Origin of the sequence: Pusillimonas sp. (genome assembly GCF_044464525.1) — a bacterium.
Classification (GTDB): Bacteria; Pseudomonadota; Gammaproteobacteria; order Burkholderiales; family Burkholderiaceae_B; genus Pusillimonas.
The window spans coordinates 49500-65291 of record NZ_JBIQLE010000016.1; the positions used below are offsets into that span (position 1 = coordinate 49500).

Here is a 15792-nt window from a genome sequence, read left to right on the forward strand (position 1 = left end):
TTATGGATAGCAGCTACCTCACCGAAACCGCCAAGTCGGCCGATGACAGCACCTTGTTCGACGGCGCCCCTCTTACCGATAAGCAAAGGGCGCTGATCGCCAAGGTGGATCAGTACGGCGTCAAGTGGGCCGAACGCGCATTCAAGCACGATCGTGAAGCCAGTTTCCCCACGGAAAACTACCAAGACCTGCACGAAATGGGCTTTCTGGGCCTTTGCGTTCCCGAGCGCCTGGGCGGACTTGGCGCCGACTACCGCACCTACATGCTGGTGGCCTCGCGCATCTCCTATTACTGCGCCTCCACCGCCAACACCTTCAACATGCATAACGCCAACTCGCTGTGGACGGCCGGCATGGTCGATGCGATGGACCTCACCGACGAGCAGCGCGCCAGCCATGAACGCAACCGGGCGCTGCACTACGGCAATATGCTGCAAGGCAAGATCTATTCACAGCCTTTCTCGGAAGGCAGCGGCGCCGCCGCCGGCAAACATCCTTTTGGCACCGTCGCCAAGCGCCAGGACGGCGGCTGGCTGATCAATGGCAAGAAGATCTTCGCCTCGCTGTCGGGCTCGGCCGACTACTACGGCGTGCTGTGCACCGAAGACGTAGCCGACGCCACACTGGCCAACACGATGTTCATCGCCGTTCCGGCCGACGCCCAGGGCGTGTCCATCGTTGGCGACTGGGACCCCTTGGGCATGCGCGGCACCGTGTCGCGCTCGCTGCTGTTCAAGGATGTGTTTGTTCCCGACACGGCCGAAATGATGCCGCAGGGCGTGTACATCAAGGCGGCCGCCATGTACCCGCACATGTTCATGACGCTGACGCCCTGCTACATGGGCCTGGCCCAGGCCGCGTACGACTTTGCCGTAGCCTATTTGCGAGGCGAGGTCGAGGGCGTGAACGTAAAGCGCCGCATGTATCCCACCAAGCAAATCGGCATCGCCCAGATGTACGTCAAGTTGCAGCAGGCCTGGGCGCTGTTCCACCGCGTCACGTCCGAGTTCAAGGCCAACCCCTCGCGAGGCGAACGCATGCGCGCCTACGCTTGCCAGCACACCATTATGGAATACTGCGCCGAAATTTCCTCGGCCGCCGTGCGCGTATGCGGCGGGCAGGCCATGCTCAAGACCTTCCCGCTCGAGCGCATGTACCGCGACAGCCGCTGCGGCGCGCTGATGCTGCCCTGGACGTCGGAAATCTGCATCGACCGGCTGGGTTACGGCCTTCTGTACAACACAGGCGAGCGCGACTGACCCGCCCGCAACATTCACGGAGACTCGCCCAAGCGAGAAATGACCATGCCACACGCCCAGACTTCCATGCGCCCCGCCACCGTCCGGACTCAGCCTGCGATCGCGCCCAAGCCCGAACTGCGCCATGCGTTCGGTCGCTTTGCCACAGGCATTGCGGTCATCACTACATTGGATGATCACGGGCAGCCCTACGGACTGACCATCAACTCTTTCGTCAGTGTTTCGATGGATCCGCCCTTGATCAGCTGGAACGTGGTTCGGGGTTCGAATGCTCACGTCGTTATCGCCAGGGCCGGCCGCTTCGTGGTCAACGTACTGGCGAAGCACCAGCGCGACACTGCCCAGCAAATGACCGGCCCCATCGAACAACGGTTCGCGGGCGTGCCGCATCACCGGTCTTCGTCAGGCCTGCCCGTCATCGACGACACCCTGGCAACCTTCGAATGCGACACGCATTCGATGATTACTGTTGGCGATCATGATATTGTCCTGGGTACGGTCAAACAGTTCGAACACCGTGAAGGACGGCCACTGGTTTACTGGCGCGGCGGCTATGCCGTCGCCATGGCCTACGACAGTGATCACTAAGACCTGACAACAACTTAATCCAGTTCTTTCAAGCTAGTATAAAAATCGGAGAGACACATGCAATACAGAAAACTATTTTCAACCCTGGCAGCCGGCATCGCCCTTGCCGCCACTGCGGCGGCGGCTCAAGCCGAGATCAAGATCGGCGTCATCTCGTCCAATACGGGGCCGGTGGCACTGATTGGAATTCCGCAAAACAATACCGTGCCGCTGCTACCCAAAGAGATCGCGGGCGAGTCGGTCAGGTACATCTCTTATGACGATGCCAGCGACCCATCCAATACGGTCACCCTCATCAAGAAACTGATCACTGAAGACAAGGTCGATGCAATCATCGGACCCTCAAGCTCGCCCAATGCCATGGCGTCGCTCGACTTCATCGCCGAAGCCAAAATGCCGCTGCTGGCGCCGGTGGGCACCATCGCCATCGTCCTGCCCATGGATGAAAAACGCAAATGGGTGTTCAAGACCACTCAAAACGACGGCCTGGTCGCAGATAAGCTCGTCGGTCATATGGTCAAAAGCGGTGTCAAGACACTCGGCTTCATCGGCTCAGGCGACACTTTCGGTGAAACCTGGTACGGGGTGATGCAAGACAAGCTCCAGGGCACCGGCATCGAAATTGTGGCCAACGAACGTTTCAGGCGGCCCGACACCTCGGTTACCGGCCAGGCATTGCGCGTTCTGGGCGCCAAGCCTGACGCCGTGCTAATCGCCGCCCCGGGCGGCCCAGCCGTGTTGCCTCATGCCACGCTCAAGGACATGAACTACAAAGGCACTTTCTATCAGACTCACGGTGCTGCGCTGAACGAGTTTCTGAAGCTTGGCGGCGCCAAGGTTGAAGACGCCATCGTGGCGGGCAGCATCATGCTCGCGCCCGATCAGGCGCCCGACAGCAATCCTGCGAAAAAAGTCGCTCTGGAGTACATGGAAGCCTACAAAAAGCTGCATGGCAACGACCCCGCCACCTTCGGCGGCAACGTGTACGATGCCGGCCTGCTGCTTCAGCAAGCCATTCCTGAAGCGCTTGAAAACGCCAAGCCTGGCACCGAAGAGTTCCGAGTCGCACTGCGCGATTCCCTCGAAAAAATCAAAGATCTGCCAGGAACCCAGGGCATCTACAACATGACACCCGAAGACCATAGCGGTTTTGACGAGCGCGGCGTCGAGCTGCTCACCGTCAAAGATGGCAAGTGGCAACTTCTTAAATAAGTCCCAACGCGTTTCACCCAAACCATGGTCTTGATCAAAGGCCATGGCTCACCATCCAGCAGCACATGAACACGACACCACACATTCCGGAAGAGGGCTACGCCCTGGTATGCCGCGAATACGGTAATCCTCCCGACATACAACGCCAGCCTCTTGGTCAAGCCGCCTCGCTCGGCAGCCACGACGTGCAGATCGACGTTCACTGCGCAGCGTTCAATTTCACCGATCATCTGCTGGTGGAAGGCCGCTACCAGGAACGGCCCGCGCTTCCTTTCGTTCCAGGCCTGGATGCCGCCGGGGTCGTGCGCTCGGTGGGCGAGGAAGTCAGCCGCTTCAAGCCCGGCGACAAAGTCATTTCCAGCGGCGTCGTGGGGGCTTGGTCCACTTGCCTTACCGCGCCGGAACACCGACTGGTTCCCGTGCCGGCAGGCCTGGATCCGGCTCATGCCGTGGCGTCCATCAATTCACACCTTACGGCCTACCACGGCCTGCTGGACCGCGCCCAGCTCAAGGCGAACGAGCGCGTACTGGTTCTGGGCGCCAACGGAGCGGTCGGCAAAGCCTGTGTACAGATAGCCCGGCATGCCGGCGCCATTGTCCATACCGTCGTGCGCCGCGATCGAGACACCTTTGAACTTGCGCGCGACGGCGATCCGTCCACGCAAAACGTTGCAGCCGATCAATTGAAAAACGGCCTGCGGCAATTGCTGGGAAATCTCGGCGCCGACGTCGTAGTTGATCCGGTGGGAGACCACTTCACTGAAGCCGCAGTGCGCAATCTTGCCTGGCGCGGACGCTTGCTGGTAGTTGGATTCGCTGCAGGCGACATACCTCGCATCCCCACCAATCTGTTGCTGCTCAAGGGCTGCGGCATCTTGGGCGTCTATTGCGGCGGCTTGCTTATCCAGGAAACAAACGCCTTTACGGAACAATTAGCAGCGATGCTCGAACTTATGAGGCAAGGCATATTGACACCTTCGCCGCACGAAATCATAGCCGGCGACGATTTCATTCAAGCATGGAACCGATACGCCACTGCCCCTAGCGGTACCAAAGTCGTATTGGGCTTCGCCTGAGCCCAACATCATTTCATTCGCAAATTCCGCACCATGAGCACCTCCGTCCAGCAAACACCTTCCGTCCAGCCTTTGCAGCGCAGCAACGCTCCGTTCCGCGCGGTCCGTTTCGCGCCCGTCCAGATCGATTTGCATACCCGGCCTGACGGCGCCTTGATCGTTTCCAATCGGGAACCCCTGGCGCCCCTGCCGGTACGGCAACTGGGCGACTACCTGCGCCGGCATGCCGACCAGCGTCCTGATCACACTTTCCTGGCCGAAGCCGATCCGCACGGCGGCTGGAGGCGGATCAGCTATTCGCAGGCTCGCAAACAGGTCGACGCGCTGTCGCAGTGGATGATCAATCTGGGCCTTCCCGACGATCGGCCCGTTATGGTGCTTAGCGAAAACAGCATCCACCACGGTTTGTTGCAACTGGCCGCGATGCAGATCGGCATTCCAGTCATGCCGGTATCCACCGCCTATAGTTTGATGTCGCGAACGTGCGGCAAGGTGGGCGACCTGGTCCAACGGTTTCAGCCTTCACTCATCTACGCTTCCGATCCCGCCCGCTATGGCAACGCGATACGTCTTGCCAAGACACTGGGCGACGCGCTGGTGCTTGCCGACGAGCCCGACGATGAAATGGTCGATGCCATTTTTGAAGACGCCCTGCAAGCGGCCCCCGCTCCCGAGCTTGAAATACGCTACAGCCGCATCGGCCTGGACGACACGGCGCGCCTGTTGCTTACTTCGGGCTCAACAGGCAACCCCAAAGGCGTCATCATGACGCAGCGCAACATCATCTCGTCAGGGGTGTTGTGGGACCAGGTCTGGCCCTTTCTCGCCGACCAGCCCCTGACCCTGCTCGACTGGCTGCCATGGAACCATACCGCCGGAGCGCATGGCACCTTCAGCATGGCCCTCAGGCATGGAGGCTCGTTATATATAGACGACGGCAAGCCGGTTCCAAAACTGATAGACCGCAGCATCGCCCATCTGCGCGAGCTGCGCCCCAACGTCATGGTCAACGTGCCGCGAGGGCTCGAGATGCTGGTGGCAAGCATGGAGGCCGACCCATCCATCGCCGACGATCTGTTCGCCAACCTGGAAGTCATCGTCTATGGCGGGGCGGCGCTATCGCTCGCCACGCTGCACCAGCTGGAACATTTCAGCGTCCAGGCGACCGGCCGCCGCATTCCCATCTGCTCGTCGCTGGGCTCCACCGAAACCACCATGCCGGCCACTCTTATCTGGTGGCCCCCACATACGCCAGGTACCCTGGGCCTACCGGCCCCGGGAGTCGAGGCCAAACTGGTGCCGGATGGCGAACGTTACGAAATTCGTTTCAGGGGTGACAACATCACGCCCGGCTATCATCGCGACCCGCAAGCCAACCAGGACGCTTTCGACGAAGAGGGCTATCTGAAAACGGGCGACGCCGTAGCTTGGGCCAACCCTGACCATCCAGAGGAAGGCTTGGTCTATGCGGGCCGGTTGGCCGAGAATTTCAAGCTTTCGACAGGAACCTGGGTATCGGTGGCTACGGTTCGCGGCGAATTGCTCGAACACTTGCGGCCCTGTGTATCCGACGTGGTGCTGGCAGCACCCAATCAGCAAGAACTGGGCGCCATGCTGTTCATCGACTTCAACCGCGTGCGCAAGCAGTTTCCGGAATGCGGCAATTTTACTGAGCAGCAGATTGCCCAGCACGAAGCGCTAGTATGTCTGGTGTCGCAGGGCATCGAACAGTACAACACTCGGTTTCCGGGCAGCAGTACGCGGATTGCGCGCGCCATGTTGCTAAACAGCCCGCCCAACATTGACATCGGCGAAATCACCGACAAGGGGCATATCAACCAGCGAGGCGTACTTGCCCAGCGCGAACAAGACATGCAGCGCCTGTACCGCGCGCAAGAAAACGACCAAAACTGCCTCGTGTTCGCCTCTTCACGCACAACTACATAAAGGTTCGGCATGCCTGCTTCCATACACCTGTACGGTTCGCCCATCAGCACTTATTACAACAAGGTCAAGATCGCCTTGCTGGAGTACGGGCTGCCGTTCGAACAAATCGAGCATGCCCCCGGGGCGGGGCAATGGCCAGAGTCGGGCAGCCCAAGCGGCAAAATCCCTTTTCTGCGCCATGGCGACGATCTCATATATGAGTCGCAAGCCATCATCGAATATCTCGAAGACATCCGGGACAATGACGCACCGTCGCTGTTCCCCGCTCAGGCGGCCCAACGCGCACACTGCCGCGAACTCATCCTGTACATAGAGCTTTACCTGGATGCGCCGATGCGGCCCATCTACCAATCGGTGTTCTGGGGCAAAGAGATGCCGGCAGGGCTGCTGGAACGCACCCTGACAGAGGTCGAGCGTGGGCTGCTTTTGCTGAAGCGCAGGGCCATTCTTGATCCCTGGCTTTGTGGCGCCCAATTCACCCACGCGGACAGCGCGGGCTGGGTGCATCTAACCACCATCCAGTGGGCTCTGGCCATCGCAGGGCACAAAACCTTCATGGAAGAACACGCCCCCTGGCTGAGCGACTACCTGAATACACTGGCTCAACGGCCCAGCATCGCCCACGCGGAAGCCGACAGACGCGAAACCTCGAAGCGCATCAAGGCCGAACGCGCGGCGGCCAAAGGCGGCTGATATGGCCCGCCCCAAGTCGCTCGACTACGAAGATCGAAAGCAGGAAATCTTGCGTTCGGCTGCGGTTATGTTTGCCAAGAAAGGCTATAACGAAACCTTGCTGGAGGACATTGCCGAGCACTGCGGCATCGGCAAATCATCGCTTTACCACTACCACCGTTCCAAGCACGCCATCCTGTACGGACTGATCAAATGGAAAATTGAAGACCTGGCATGGAAGGTCGACGCCGCGGTGGAAACGGCCAATACTCCTGAAGAGCAGTTTCATGCGATGACCACCACGCTCGTCAGTGAGTATCTTCGTGTGCCGGACGAAATCACGGTGCTGCTGACCATGCCCCGCCATCTGAATGCAGCCGCCAAAAGCTCCATATCCGAAATACAGCACCGCATCATCAACCGGATGGTGCTGCTGGCTCAGGCCTTGCGGCCTGATGTGGACATTCCACGCAAGAAGCTCACAGCCATGGCCATGCTGTATTTCGGCATGACGAACTGGATACACGTCTGGTACAAGCCCACTGGTTCAATCAACGCCGCCGAGCTGTCAGGCATGATTGTGCGCATTTTTCTGGATGGCATTCATGGAATGGACCCGGTCCAGTTAACCTGAGCATGGGGCGGACGAAAACGACCCCGTTGCCCTGGCCGGCAACTTTACGCTCGCACCCGTAGCCTGGCGCTTAGCCGCAACGTTATCGCGATTCCAATCGTGGCGGCCGTGCCTGTTACGGCCCAGGTAAGATGCCAGCCTCCCGCCAATGTGGCCACCCACGCCACGAGCGGCGGCCCGGCAAACTGGCCCGCAGCGGACACTTGCTGCATCCAGCCTATTGACGTGGACATGGTGTCGGAAGACGGCGCAAGCTTGATCACCAGGAAAAACAACGTGGTCGGGATCAGCCCCCCGACGGTCGAAAAGGTAAGCACCATCAGAAACTGCAGCCATACCGGCGACCCAATGCCAAACGCGATGAAGGTGGTCGCGATCATCGTGACATAGCCTATGATCATCAGCCTGCCGGCCGACGCCCCGCGCTGCAGAAAGCGTCCGGCGCCGTAACAGCCCACGGCGTTAATGCCCGCCACCAGGGCGGTTAGCACCCCTGCCAGCGGCCCGGAAATGCCCGCCACGGTATAGATGGTCGGCAAGAACCCGATTACCGCCACCCACTGGCCCGCATAAAAGCCAAAACACAACGCCAATAACCAGTTGTTCTCGGATGTCAGCGTCCTGCGCACGATGGTCCAGGCAGAGGAGCGCTCGGCACGGCCGGGCCGAATGGGGTCGGACGGCAGCATGCGCCACGCCAGCACCATGACGGCCAGGGTGACCGCTGTCAATAACCACCACAACACTCGCCAATTGGCCACGCTCAACACCCATGACCCGCCCAGCAAGACAAGAACCGCCCCGGTAGGAATGTAAGTGCCCCACACACCCACCAGACGCGCCAGTTGACTGGGTTTGACCAAACGCCGCAGCAAGGCCGGCCCCGGCATGGCCACCATCAGGAAGCCACAGCCTTCAATGCCGCGAAATACCAGCATCAGTGTCTTGTCGACGAACACCGCGCCCGCCGCCGATGCAAGGCTGAGCAGCAACAAGCCCAGCAAGAGGCAGCGTCGCAGCCCGATCTTCTCGGCGAAAAGGCCCATCATCAAGCCCAAGGCCATACCGGCCATTTGAACCAGCGACAGCAGGAAGCCCGACTCCACCAGGGATAGGCCCAGTTCGGCCTGCAGGGCGGGCAAGGCCGGCGGCAGTTTCCAGATATGCAGGGCAGTGGTAATACCCGCCAATACAACCAGATAAGCCATTGCCGTCGTATCGACCGAAGATGGCTTGCCAGTAGAAGAAGTAGACATAAAAAACCCTGCAACAACGACGACTTGCGGCATTATCGCCGACCAGGAATTGCGCCGCCGTTTTATGGAACCCCGATATTGTGGCACACTGAACGGTTGTTCAATATTTAGTGTTCACTCAATCCACATGCGGGAAACCCCACCAGAGCCCTCACACCACGCCAGCGGTCGCTCCGCAAAAATGGCCAGCGACCAGACGCGCCTGGCCTTGATCTTCGCGCTTGCGTTGATCTCGATCAACCTGCGGCCCATGCTGATTGGGCTCGGTCCGATATTAGACTCCATCCGGGACAGCCTCGCCCTTTCGCCTGCGGCCATCGGCATGCTGATCACGCTGCCAGTGCTGTGTTTCGGGGTCTTCGCTCCCTTTGTCCCACGCCTGTTGCGTTTTACATCGCCTGAGCGTCTTATTATGCTGGCGTTGGGCGTGCTGGTTTTTGGCATCGGGCTGCGCAGCCTGTTCGGCGTCAGCGGGCTATTTCTGGGCACCCTCATCGGTGGCGCCAGCATCAGCGTCGTTATGGTAATGGTGCCCGGCATCATCAAGCAATACTTTCCTTCGCAAGGCGGCTTGATGATGGCGGTGTATTCCACGGCCTTGTGTATCGGCGCTACTGTAGCGGCCGGCGCAGCGGTACCGCTGGAACACCTGTTGGGCGGCTGGCGCTGGTCGGCGGCTTTTTGGCTGTTTCCGGTTCTGGCGACCATGCTGGTGTGGTTAAGGCATATTCCCAAGAAACAGGCGACCCCGCAAACCGTGCGTCCGCGTCTGCCGCGACTGCGTCACAACCGGCTGGCCTGGCAAGTGACCCTTCTCATGGCTCTCCAATCGTCAGTCGCCTACTGCGTATTCGGATGGTTGCCGGTCATACTCATCGATCGCGGCCTGCCCGCGCTGACGGCGGGCTTCGTCTTGTCAGTGGCAATGGCCGTGCAGCTGATCTCATCGCCCCTTGCACCCTGGCTTGCCACGCGGGGCAAAGACCAAAGACTGACTCTCCTGTCGATGCTCAGTTTTACCTTTCTTGGGCTTACTGGCACTTTCTACGCGCCGATTTCATGGATATGGATATCCGGACTCAGCCTCGGAATCGGGCTGGGCGGCGTATTCAGTATTTCTCTGTCCCTGCTGGTTCTGCGCTCACCCAACGCGCAGGTGGCTGCCGCGCTATCCGGCATGGCGCAAGGCGTCGGCTACACCATCGCCGCCATCGCCCCGCTGCTAATGGGCCTGCTGCACGAGTTTACCGGCGGCTGGAATGCGGTGGCCGGCCTGTTCCTGTTGCTGATACTGGGCTCGGGATACTTCGCGCTGCATGCCGGCAAGTCGCGCCTGATACAGGTGGACGAAAAATAGCGCTGCGGCGAGGCTGGACAGGCATTCCCGCCTGCTTCCGGTTAGTCATCGCGGCGGTTGGCTCATGATGAACTGCCAGTTGGTCATAGAGGACGTGCCCAGCGATCACGGCTTCAACGTTTTGATACGAAAACTTTCGCGATGGCCTGGACGGCCTTTGGCGCTCCCCCTATCATTAGATGCGCTTGTCAGCGCAGAACCGCCCAACTGCAAGGGCCTGTTCCGCTTTCCAACTACATCCAGGAGTCGTCACCATGGGTATCATCAGCATGATCATCGTCGGGTTCATCGTCGGCCTGATCGCCAGGGCCATCATGCCCGGAGAACAAAAAATGGGCATCATCATGACGATCATCCTGGGCATCGTCGGCGCGCTCGTTGCGGGATACCTTGGTGTGGCGGCCGGATGGTATGAGGCCGGCGAAAGCGCGGGCTGGATCGCCTCCATCATTGGGGCAATTATCGTGCTCTTCATATACGGGCTCATCGTCAAGAGATCCTGATCTAGCGCGCACAACCGGCCGAGCCTCGCTACAATGGGATGTGGATCCTGGCGCGTACGGAGGCACCATGGCTCAATCGCAATATCGACATTTCTACAGCACGACACGGTTCTGGAAAAAGCTTGCCAAACATGCGGCGGCGGCGGGACGCGGCACGCTTGAAAAAGCCCTTTATCTATACTATGCCGCCCAAAACCCCGGCACGCCCGTGTGGGCAAAACGCGTTATTTACGGCGCCCTGGGTTACTTCATCTTCCCTTTAGACGCCATACCCGACCTCGCCCCCATCATCGGCTACACCGATGACCTCAGCGTCATGGCTGCGGCGCTGGCCACCGTCGCCTTTTACGTCACGCCCGAAGTCAAGGCCCAGGCACACGACAAGCTCGACCGATGGTTCGGCGTCCGCGCCGACGCCGGCCCGCAACAGGTCAGATCCTGAATGCGCGCTGGCGGTCAATTTCAGCAAGCCTGGCTGACTGAAACCCTGCGCTTGCGCGAGGCCCATTGGGGCCAACTCCAGGACAGCACTGAAGTGCGCCGGGTCCGCGCGGAAGGCGGCTCATTTGTCCAACGCATCGCTCGCCGGGCCCAGTTCCTGGCGCGCCGCGAGAAACTTGATGAAGTCTTGGTCCACTGGTCCCGCCTGGCTCGCTGGACGCTGGCCGCCATGTTCGCCCTGGCGGCCCTGGCCGGCATCGGCACCGCGCTTGGGGCCCTGGGCGACGGCACCCGTCCCGTCAACTTGCTGCTTGCACTGGTTGCGATGCTGGGCCTGCATCTGCTGACCTTGATTCTCTGGCTGGCCGGAATAGGCCTGCAATCCAACGGCGGCGGCGCCTGGCTGGGGCGAATGTGGCTCGATGCCACACGCAAGCTGGCTCGAGGCCCCGATACGGCGCTTGCGCCTCGCGCATTGATCGGCCTGCTCGGTCGAAGCGGGAGCTTGCGCTGGGCGCTCAGTGCGGTGAGCCACCTGCTGTGGCTTACCGCACTGGCAGGCCTGCTCGCCACCTTGCTGGCGATGCTTTCAGCGCGGCGCTATACCTTCAATTGGGAAACCACCTTACTCACACCCGACGCCTTCGTCGGGCTGACCGAGGCCCTGGGCTGGCTGCCGGCCCGGCTCGGTTTCGCCATGCCGCCCGAAGCCACAATCCGGCTAAGCGACGGGCTAAACGTCCTGCCCCAGGAAGCCCAGGCCTTATGGTCGAGCTGGCTCATCGGCTGCGTGATTGTGTATGGAGTTATTCCGCGCCTTGCGGCCGCCGTGGTCAGTCTGGTGTTGGCCCGGCAAGGAATCCGGCGAGCCTCCAGGCTGGATACCTCGTTGCCGGGCTATGCTGATCTTCGCCCCCGCCTGATGCCGTCCAGCGAAGCCATCGCACCGGACGCTCCACCAGGGCCCGAAACTCTTGCTCATGTCGAACGGTCGCCCGCCATGAGTTTTACCGACCACCCCCTTATTGTTGGCTTGGAACTGGCATCCAGCACCGCCTGGCCTCCCGCAGGCTTGCCTGAAGGCGTGCAAAATGCGGGCATTATTGACAGCCGGGCGCAGCGACACGCTTTGCTCGATCAGCTTCACGCCCAACCGGTGCGCCGCCTGCTGATTGTCTGCGACAGCTACCAAACCCCTGATCGAAGCGCATTGACGTATATTGCCGAACTGGCCTCGTATGCCGACGAGGCCAGGGTGGCCTTTATCACCGAGACAAGCTCAGCCCACGAATCACGGCTGACGGCATGGCGCCGGCAGCTGACTACCGCCGGCCTGCCGGCCAACTGTATTCACGCCGCACTTGAGCCCGCTTTGCACTGGCTGGATGGAGTTTCAGATGCCGAAACTCGCTAAGCATAACGACGTGCTGCGCCTGGCGGTGGTGGGTCACACCAATACCGGCAAGACCTCATTGCTGCGCACGCTTACACGCAACCCCGATTTTGGGCGCGTCGAAGACAATCCCGGAACGACACGGCACGTCGAAGGAGCGCGACTGCCATTGGCCGGCAAGCAGGCAGTCGAGCTATACGACACGCCCGGCATGGAAGACGGTATGGGCCTGCTCGATTACCTCGATCAGTTATGCCCCCCGGCCCAACGAAAAGACGGTCCCGACCGTATTCGGGTCTTCCTCGACTCCCCTGAAAGCGCGGGACGCTACGAACAAGAAGCTCGCGTGCTGCGCAAACTGCTCGAATGTGACGCGGGCCTGTACGTGATTGACGTCCGTGACCCGGTGCTGGGCAAGCATCGCGATGAGCTCACCGCCCTGGCTCTTTGCGGCCGGCCCTTGCTGCCGGTATTGAATTTCCTGCACAGCCCCCGCCAGCGCACCGAGGAATGGCGCAGCGCCCTGTCTCGCCTGGGTTTGCATGCGGCGGTAGAGTTCGATTCGGTGGCGCCGCCCCTGGACGGCGAAACCCGGCTCTATGACAAGCTGGCATTGATGCTGGATTCTCATGCCGGCCTGCTGCAGGCCCTGAAGCAAGACATACTTGAACAACAGACTTTGCGCCGCGAAGACGCCTTGCGCATGGTGGCCGAACTACTCATCGACACGGCGGCCCTACGTCTCTCGAGCAAGCCCGATCAGGCCAGCGTTGAAGCCGCCGGTGAACGGCTTCGCGAACAGGTACGCCAACGCGAATCCGTTTGCGTACGCGACCTGCTGCGCCGCTACAATTTCCGCCAGGACGATTTCACACAGCATTCCCTGCCCTTGCAGGGAGAGCGATGGAGCATGGATTTATTCCATCCCCAAGCGCTCAAGGACATGGGCGTGCACGTAGGCAAAGGCATGGCGGCCGGCGCCATGGCCGGCGTCACCGTCGATCTGTTCACGGCCGGGCTCAGCCTGGGCGCGGCAGCGCTGACGGGCGCCATTGCGGGCGGTCTTTGGCAGGGCGCAAACCGTCTGGGAAAACGGGTCATGGGACGTGTGCAAGGCTATCGCGAAATCACCGTTGACGATGCCGTGTTGCGTCTGCTGGCGCTGCGCCAGCTTGCCTTGGTGCAAGCGCTGCAGCATCGCGGCCATGCCGCGTTCACACCCATTGTCCTTGGCGAGGCCGATCGGCCCGTCGGTACGGAAACCGAAGCAAGGCTTCCAAGCGATACGGCGACCCGTGTTGAAGCAGACACCAGCTTTTCGGTTGACACTCCCGCCGGTGTTGCGTTGCGCTCCGGCAAGTTGCCCGAGGCGCTCGCCGAAGCTCGCAGCCAGCCGGGATGGTCCACGCTTGCCCACGACTATGTTGAAGGAAACTCACGACGCGAGGAGGTGGTTCGAGGCCTGGCTTACTGGCTTGGGCACTGATTTATTTAGCGCTCACTATGTAGATGTGTAATATATGGTTATGAGCACCAAAGACGACAACACGCAAAGCGCCAAAACCGCCGCCGACAGCGCAATTGAAAGTCCGTCTCCGGCAAAGCGCGCACCGCGCCCAAGATCGGCCAAGACCACGCGCGAGAACATCTTGCGGGCCGCGAAGAAAATCTTTTCAAAAGATGGGTACGACGGCGCCCGCGTCGACAAGATTTCCAAGGCCGCCAAATCGTACGACAGCCTGATCTACTACTATTTCGGGAGCAAGGAAAAACTCTTTGTCGAAGTGCTGGAAGGCGCCTACAAAGATATGTTCGAAGCCGAAAAGAACCTTGAGCTCGACCTTGAAGACCCGGTGGGTTCGCTGCGCAAGATCATCGAATTTCCTTTTCGCTACTACCTCGCCAACCCTGAAATCATCACCTTGCTCGGAACCGAGAACTTGCAGAAGGGCAAGCACATAGGCAAAACGCGCGCAACTGATCAATACGCGCTTCCCGCCATTGCCATCCTGGAGGACGTCGTTCGCAAGGGCGTCGAACAAGGCCATTTCCGCACAGGCATCGACTGCCGCAAGCTATATATGGCCATGACGGCGCTCGGGTATTTTTACGTGTCCAACCGTTATACGTTTTCGGCCTTCATGAACACCGACCTGATGGACGCGGACAAAATAGACGGCTGGGCCGGCTACATCAGCAAGCTGCTTCTGGATTCGGTATTAAAAAAATAGCGCCTCAAATCGCATTGAGCTCACGCAGTTCCGCCACCCGCGCCCCATCCAGGCCCAGCTCTGCCAGCACCGCCTCGGTGTCCTGACCCAGCTCGGGCGGGGCCGACGCATACTGCACCGGCGTGTCGGAAAACCGCATTGGGCTGGCCACTGTGCCGACCTTGCCGTACCGGGCCGAATCGATGTCGACCCTGACACCCCGCGCCTTGATATGTTCGTCGTCGAACACCCGGTCGACCGTGTTGATGGGGCCGCAAGGAAAGCCATGCGCCGTGGCAAGTTCGCACCACTGATCTATGGTCTTGGATTGGATGCGTTCCTGCAGCAGCGGGATAAGCGCGTCGCGGTTATGCACACGCTGCGAATTATTGACAAAACGGGGGTCGCCGGCCAATTCGTCGCAACCCGCCGCCTGGCAAAAGTTGGCAAACTGGGTGTCATTGCCAATGGCCAGCATGACATGGCCGTCAGAGCAGGCGAAGGGCTGGTAAGGCACGATGGAAGGATGGGCGCTTCCGAGCCGGCCCGGAACCTGGTCGCCGATCAAGAAATTGCTTGCCTGGTTGGCCAAGGTGGCCACCTGCACATCAAGCAGGGAAACATCGATGTACTGGCCCTTGCCGCTGCGTCCGCGATGATGAAGCGCGGCCAGAATGGCCGACGTGGCGTATAGGCCTGTAAGAATATCCACCACCGCCACGCCGACCTTCTGAGGGCCGCCGCCGGTTACGTCGTCAGACTCACCGGTGATGCTCATCAGCCCGCCCATTGCCTGAATCAGCGCATCGTAGCCGGGGCGCTTTGCGTAAGGGCCAGTCTGGCCGAAGCCCGTAATCGAACAATAGATCAGGCGGGGGTTGATTTGCGACAGTGTTTCGTAGTCGAGCCCGTACTTCTTCAGCCCGCCCACCTTGTAGTTCTCGACCAGGATGTCGGCTTTCTTGACCAGCTCCAGCAGCACGGCGCGACCTGCTTCGACGGTAAAGTCGAGCGTGATTGATCGCTTGCCGCGATTACAGCAAAAAAAGTAAGCGGCATCGCCTGCAACGCCGTCTTTGTCGGTGGCAAACGGAGGCCCCCAACGCCGAGTGTCGTCGCCGGTGCCGGGACGCTCGACCTTGATAACATCCGCGCCCAAGTCCGCCAGATTCTGTGTGGACCAGGGCCCCGCCAGAATACGCGACAAATCCAATACCACGATGCCCTGCAATGCTGCTGTCATG

At 60.3% G+C, this 15792-nt stretch carries 15 protein-coding genes; 13 read left to right on the forward strand and 2 right to left on the reverse strand.

Annotated elements, in window-relative coordinates; genetic code table 11:
* Positions 1-2: 2 nt before the first annotated feature.
* The 7 genes from ACIY1O_RS10560 (at position 3) to ACIY1O_RS10590 (ending at position 7388) form a co-directional block, all read left to right on the forward strand.
* Entirely contained in the window at positions 3-1259 is a 1257-nt protein-coding gene (locus ACIY1O_RS10560; RefSeq protein ID WP_397475050.1) for an acyl-CoA dehydrogenase family protein, read from the forward strand.
* A gap of 39 nt (positions 1260-1298) precedes the next feature.
* Positions 1299-1847, forward strand: coding sequence for a flavin reductase family protein (locus ACIY1O_RS10565; RefSeq protein WP_397475051.1), 549 nt, complete (start codon positions 1299-1301; stop codon positions 1845-1847).
* Positions 1848-1904: 57 nt separating this feature from the next.
* A complete protein-coding gene (locus tag ACIY1O_RS10570; protein WP_397475052.1) occupies positions 1905-3059 on the forward strand; it encodes an ABC transporter substrate-binding protein in 1155 nt (384 codons plus the stop codon).
* A 65-nt stretch (positions 3060-3124) separates the two neighbouring features.
* Positions 3125-4135 (forward strand): NADPH:quinone oxidoreductase family protein, encoded by a 1011-nt coding sequence (locus tag ACIY1O_RS10575; protein WP_397475053.1) that lies wholly within the window; start codon positions 3125-3127, stop codon positions 4133-4135.
* Between the two features lie 33 nt (positions 4136-4168).
* Complete coding sequence (locus ACIY1O_RS10580) at positions 4169-6082, forward strand: AMP-binding protein (protein ID WP_397475054.1); 1914 nt, start codon at positions 4169-4171, stop codon at positions 6080-6082.
* 9 nt (positions 6083-6091) lie between these two features.
* The gene (locus ACIY1O_RS10585) at positions 6092-6775 is read left to right on the forward strand and encodes a glutathione S-transferase family protein (protein ID WP_397475055.1); all 684 of its coding nucleotides are present in this window, start codon (positions 6092-6094) and stop codon (positions 6773-6775) included.
* A gap of 1 nt (position 6776) precedes the next feature.
* Positions 6777-7388 carry a TetR/AcrR family transcriptional regulator gene (locus ACIY1O_RS10590; RefSeq protein WP_397475056.1) on the forward strand — a complete coding sequence of 204 codons (612 nt, stop codon included), beginning with the start codon at positions 6777-6779 and terminating at the stop codon, positions 7386-7388.
* A 44-nt stretch (positions 7389-7432) separates the two neighbouring features.
* On the opposite strand, the gene ACIY1O_RS10595 is transcribed toward ACIY1O_RS10590, so the two are convergent.
* On the reverse strand, positions 7433-8644 hold the full coding sequence (locus ACIY1O_RS10595; RefSeq protein WP_397475057.1) for an MFS transporter: 1212 nt from the start codon (positions 8642-8644) through the stop codon (positions 7433-7435).
* Positions 8645-8825: 181 nt separating this feature from the next.
* Between ACIY1O_RS10595 and ACIY1O_RS10600 the strand changes: the two genes are divergently transcribed.
* The 6 genes from ACIY1O_RS10600 to ACIY1O_RS10625 all read left to right on the forward strand — a co-directional run bounded on the left by ACIY1O_RS10600 (position 8826) and on the right by ACIY1O_RS10625 (position 14569).
* Positions 8826-10001, forward strand: a complete 1176-nt coding sequence (locus ACIY1O_RS10600; protein WP_397475058.1) for a CynX/NimT family MFS transporter — start codon at positions 8826-8828, stop codon at positions 9999-10001.
* Positions 10002-10255: 254 nt separating this feature from the next.
* A complete protein-coding gene (locus ACIY1O_RS10605) occupies positions 10256-10504 on the forward strand; it encodes a GlsB/YeaQ/YmgE family stress response membrane protein (RefSeq protein ID WP_397475059.1) in 249 nt (82 codons plus the stop codon).
* A 67-nt stretch (positions 10505-10571) separates the two neighbouring features.
* On the forward strand, positions 10572-10946 hold the full coding sequence (locus ACIY1O_RS10610) for a YkvA family protein (RefSeq protein WP_397475060.1): 375 nt from the start codon (positions 10572-10574) through the stop codon (positions 10944-10946).
* Positions 10947-12359, forward strand: coding sequence for a DUF2868 domain-containing protein (locus ACIY1O_RS10615; RefSeq protein WP_397475061.1), 1413 nt, complete (start codon positions 10947-10949; stop codon positions 12357-12359).
* Entirely contained in the window at positions 12343-13824 is a 1482-nt protein-coding gene (locus tag ACIY1O_RS10620) for a GTPase/DUF3482 domain-containing protein (protein ID WP_397475062.1), read from the forward strand. Before ACIY1O_RS10615 ends, ACIY1O_RS10620 begins: the two co-directional genes overlap by 17 nt.
* Before the next feature lie 40 nt (positions 13825-13864).
* Positions 13865-14569 (forward strand): TetR family transcriptional regulator, encoded by a 705-nt coding sequence (locus ACIY1O_RS10625; protein WP_397475063.1) that lies wholly within the window; start codon positions 13865-13867, stop codon positions 14567-14569.
* 4 nt (positions 14570-14573) lie between these two features.
* On the opposite strand, the gene ACIY1O_RS10630 is transcribed toward ACIY1O_RS10625, so the two are convergent.
* Complete coding sequence (locus tag ACIY1O_RS10630) at positions 14574-15791, reverse strand: CaiB/BaiF CoA transferase family protein (protein WP_397475064.1); 1218 nt, start codon at positions 15789-15791, stop codon at positions 14574-14576.
* Position 15792: the final 1 nt, after the last annotated feature.

What these genes read in the sequence shown, in the direction of transcription:
- ACIY1O_RS10565 (WP_397475051.1), top strand. Translation starts at nt 1,299, where the DNA reads ATGACCATGCCACACGCCCAGACTTCCATGCGCCCCGCCACCGTCCGG.
- ACIY1O_RS10570 (WP_397475052.1), top strand. Translation starts at nt 1,905, where the DNA reads ATGCAATACAGAAAACTATTTTCAACCCTGGCAGCCGGCATCGCCCTT.
- ACIY1O_RS10575 (WP_397475053.1), top strand. Translation starts at nt 3,125, where the DNA reads ATGAACACGACACCACACATTCCGGAAGAGGGCTACGCCCTGGTATGC.
- ACIY1O_RS10600 (WP_397475058.1), top strand. Translation starts at nt 8,826, where the DNA reads ATGGCCAGCGACCAGACGCGCCTGGCCTTGATCTTCGCGCTTGCGTTG.
- ACIY1O_RS10605 (WP_397475059.1), top strand. Translation starts at nt 10,256, where the DNA reads ATGGGTATCATCAGCATGATCATCGTCGGGTTCATCGTCGGCCTGATC.
- ACIY1O_RS10595 (WP_397475057.1), bottom strand. Translation starts at nt 8,644, where the DNA reads ATGTCTACTTCTTCTACTGGCAAGCCATCTTCGGTCGATACGACGGCA.
- ACIY1O_RS10560 (WP_397475050.1), top strand. Translation starts at nt 3, where the DNA reads ATGGATAGCAGCTACCTCACCGAAACCGCCAAGTCGGCCGATGACAGC.
- ACIY1O_RS10620 (WP_397475062.1), top strand. Translation starts at nt 12,343, where the DNA reads ATGCCGAAACTCGCTAAGCATAACGACGTGCTGCGCCTGGCGGTGGTG.
- ACIY1O_RS10590 (WP_397475056.1), top strand. Translation starts at nt 6,777, where the DNA reads ATGGCCCGCCCCAAGTCGCTCGACTACGAAGATCGAAAGCAGGAAATC.
- ACIY1O_RS10630 (WP_397475064.1), bottom strand. Translation starts at nt 15,791, where the DNA reads ATGACAGCAGCATTGCAGGGCATCGTGGTATTGGATTTGTCGCGTATT.
- ACIY1O_RS10610 (WP_397475060.1), top strand. Translation starts at nt 10,572, where the DNA reads ATGGCTCAATCGCAATATCGACATTTCTACAGCACGACACGGTTCTGG.
- ACIY1O_RS10580 (WP_397475054.1), top strand. Translation starts at nt 4,169, where the DNA reads ATGAGCACCTCCGTCCAGCAAACACCTTCCGTCCAGCCTTTGCAGCGC.
- ACIY1O_RS10625 (WP_397475063.1), top strand. Translation starts at nt 13,865, where the DNA reads ATGAGCACCAAAGACGACAACACGCAAAGCGCCAAAACCGCCGCCGAC.
- ACIY1O_RS10615 (WP_397475061.1), top strand. Translation starts at nt 10,947, where the DNA reads ATGCGCGCTGGCGGTCAATTTCAGCAAGCCTGGCTGACTGAAACCCTG.
- ACIY1O_RS10585 (WP_397475055.1), top strand. Translation starts at nt 6,092, where the DNA reads ATGCCTGCTTCCATACACCTGTACGGTTCGCCCATCAGCACTTATTAC.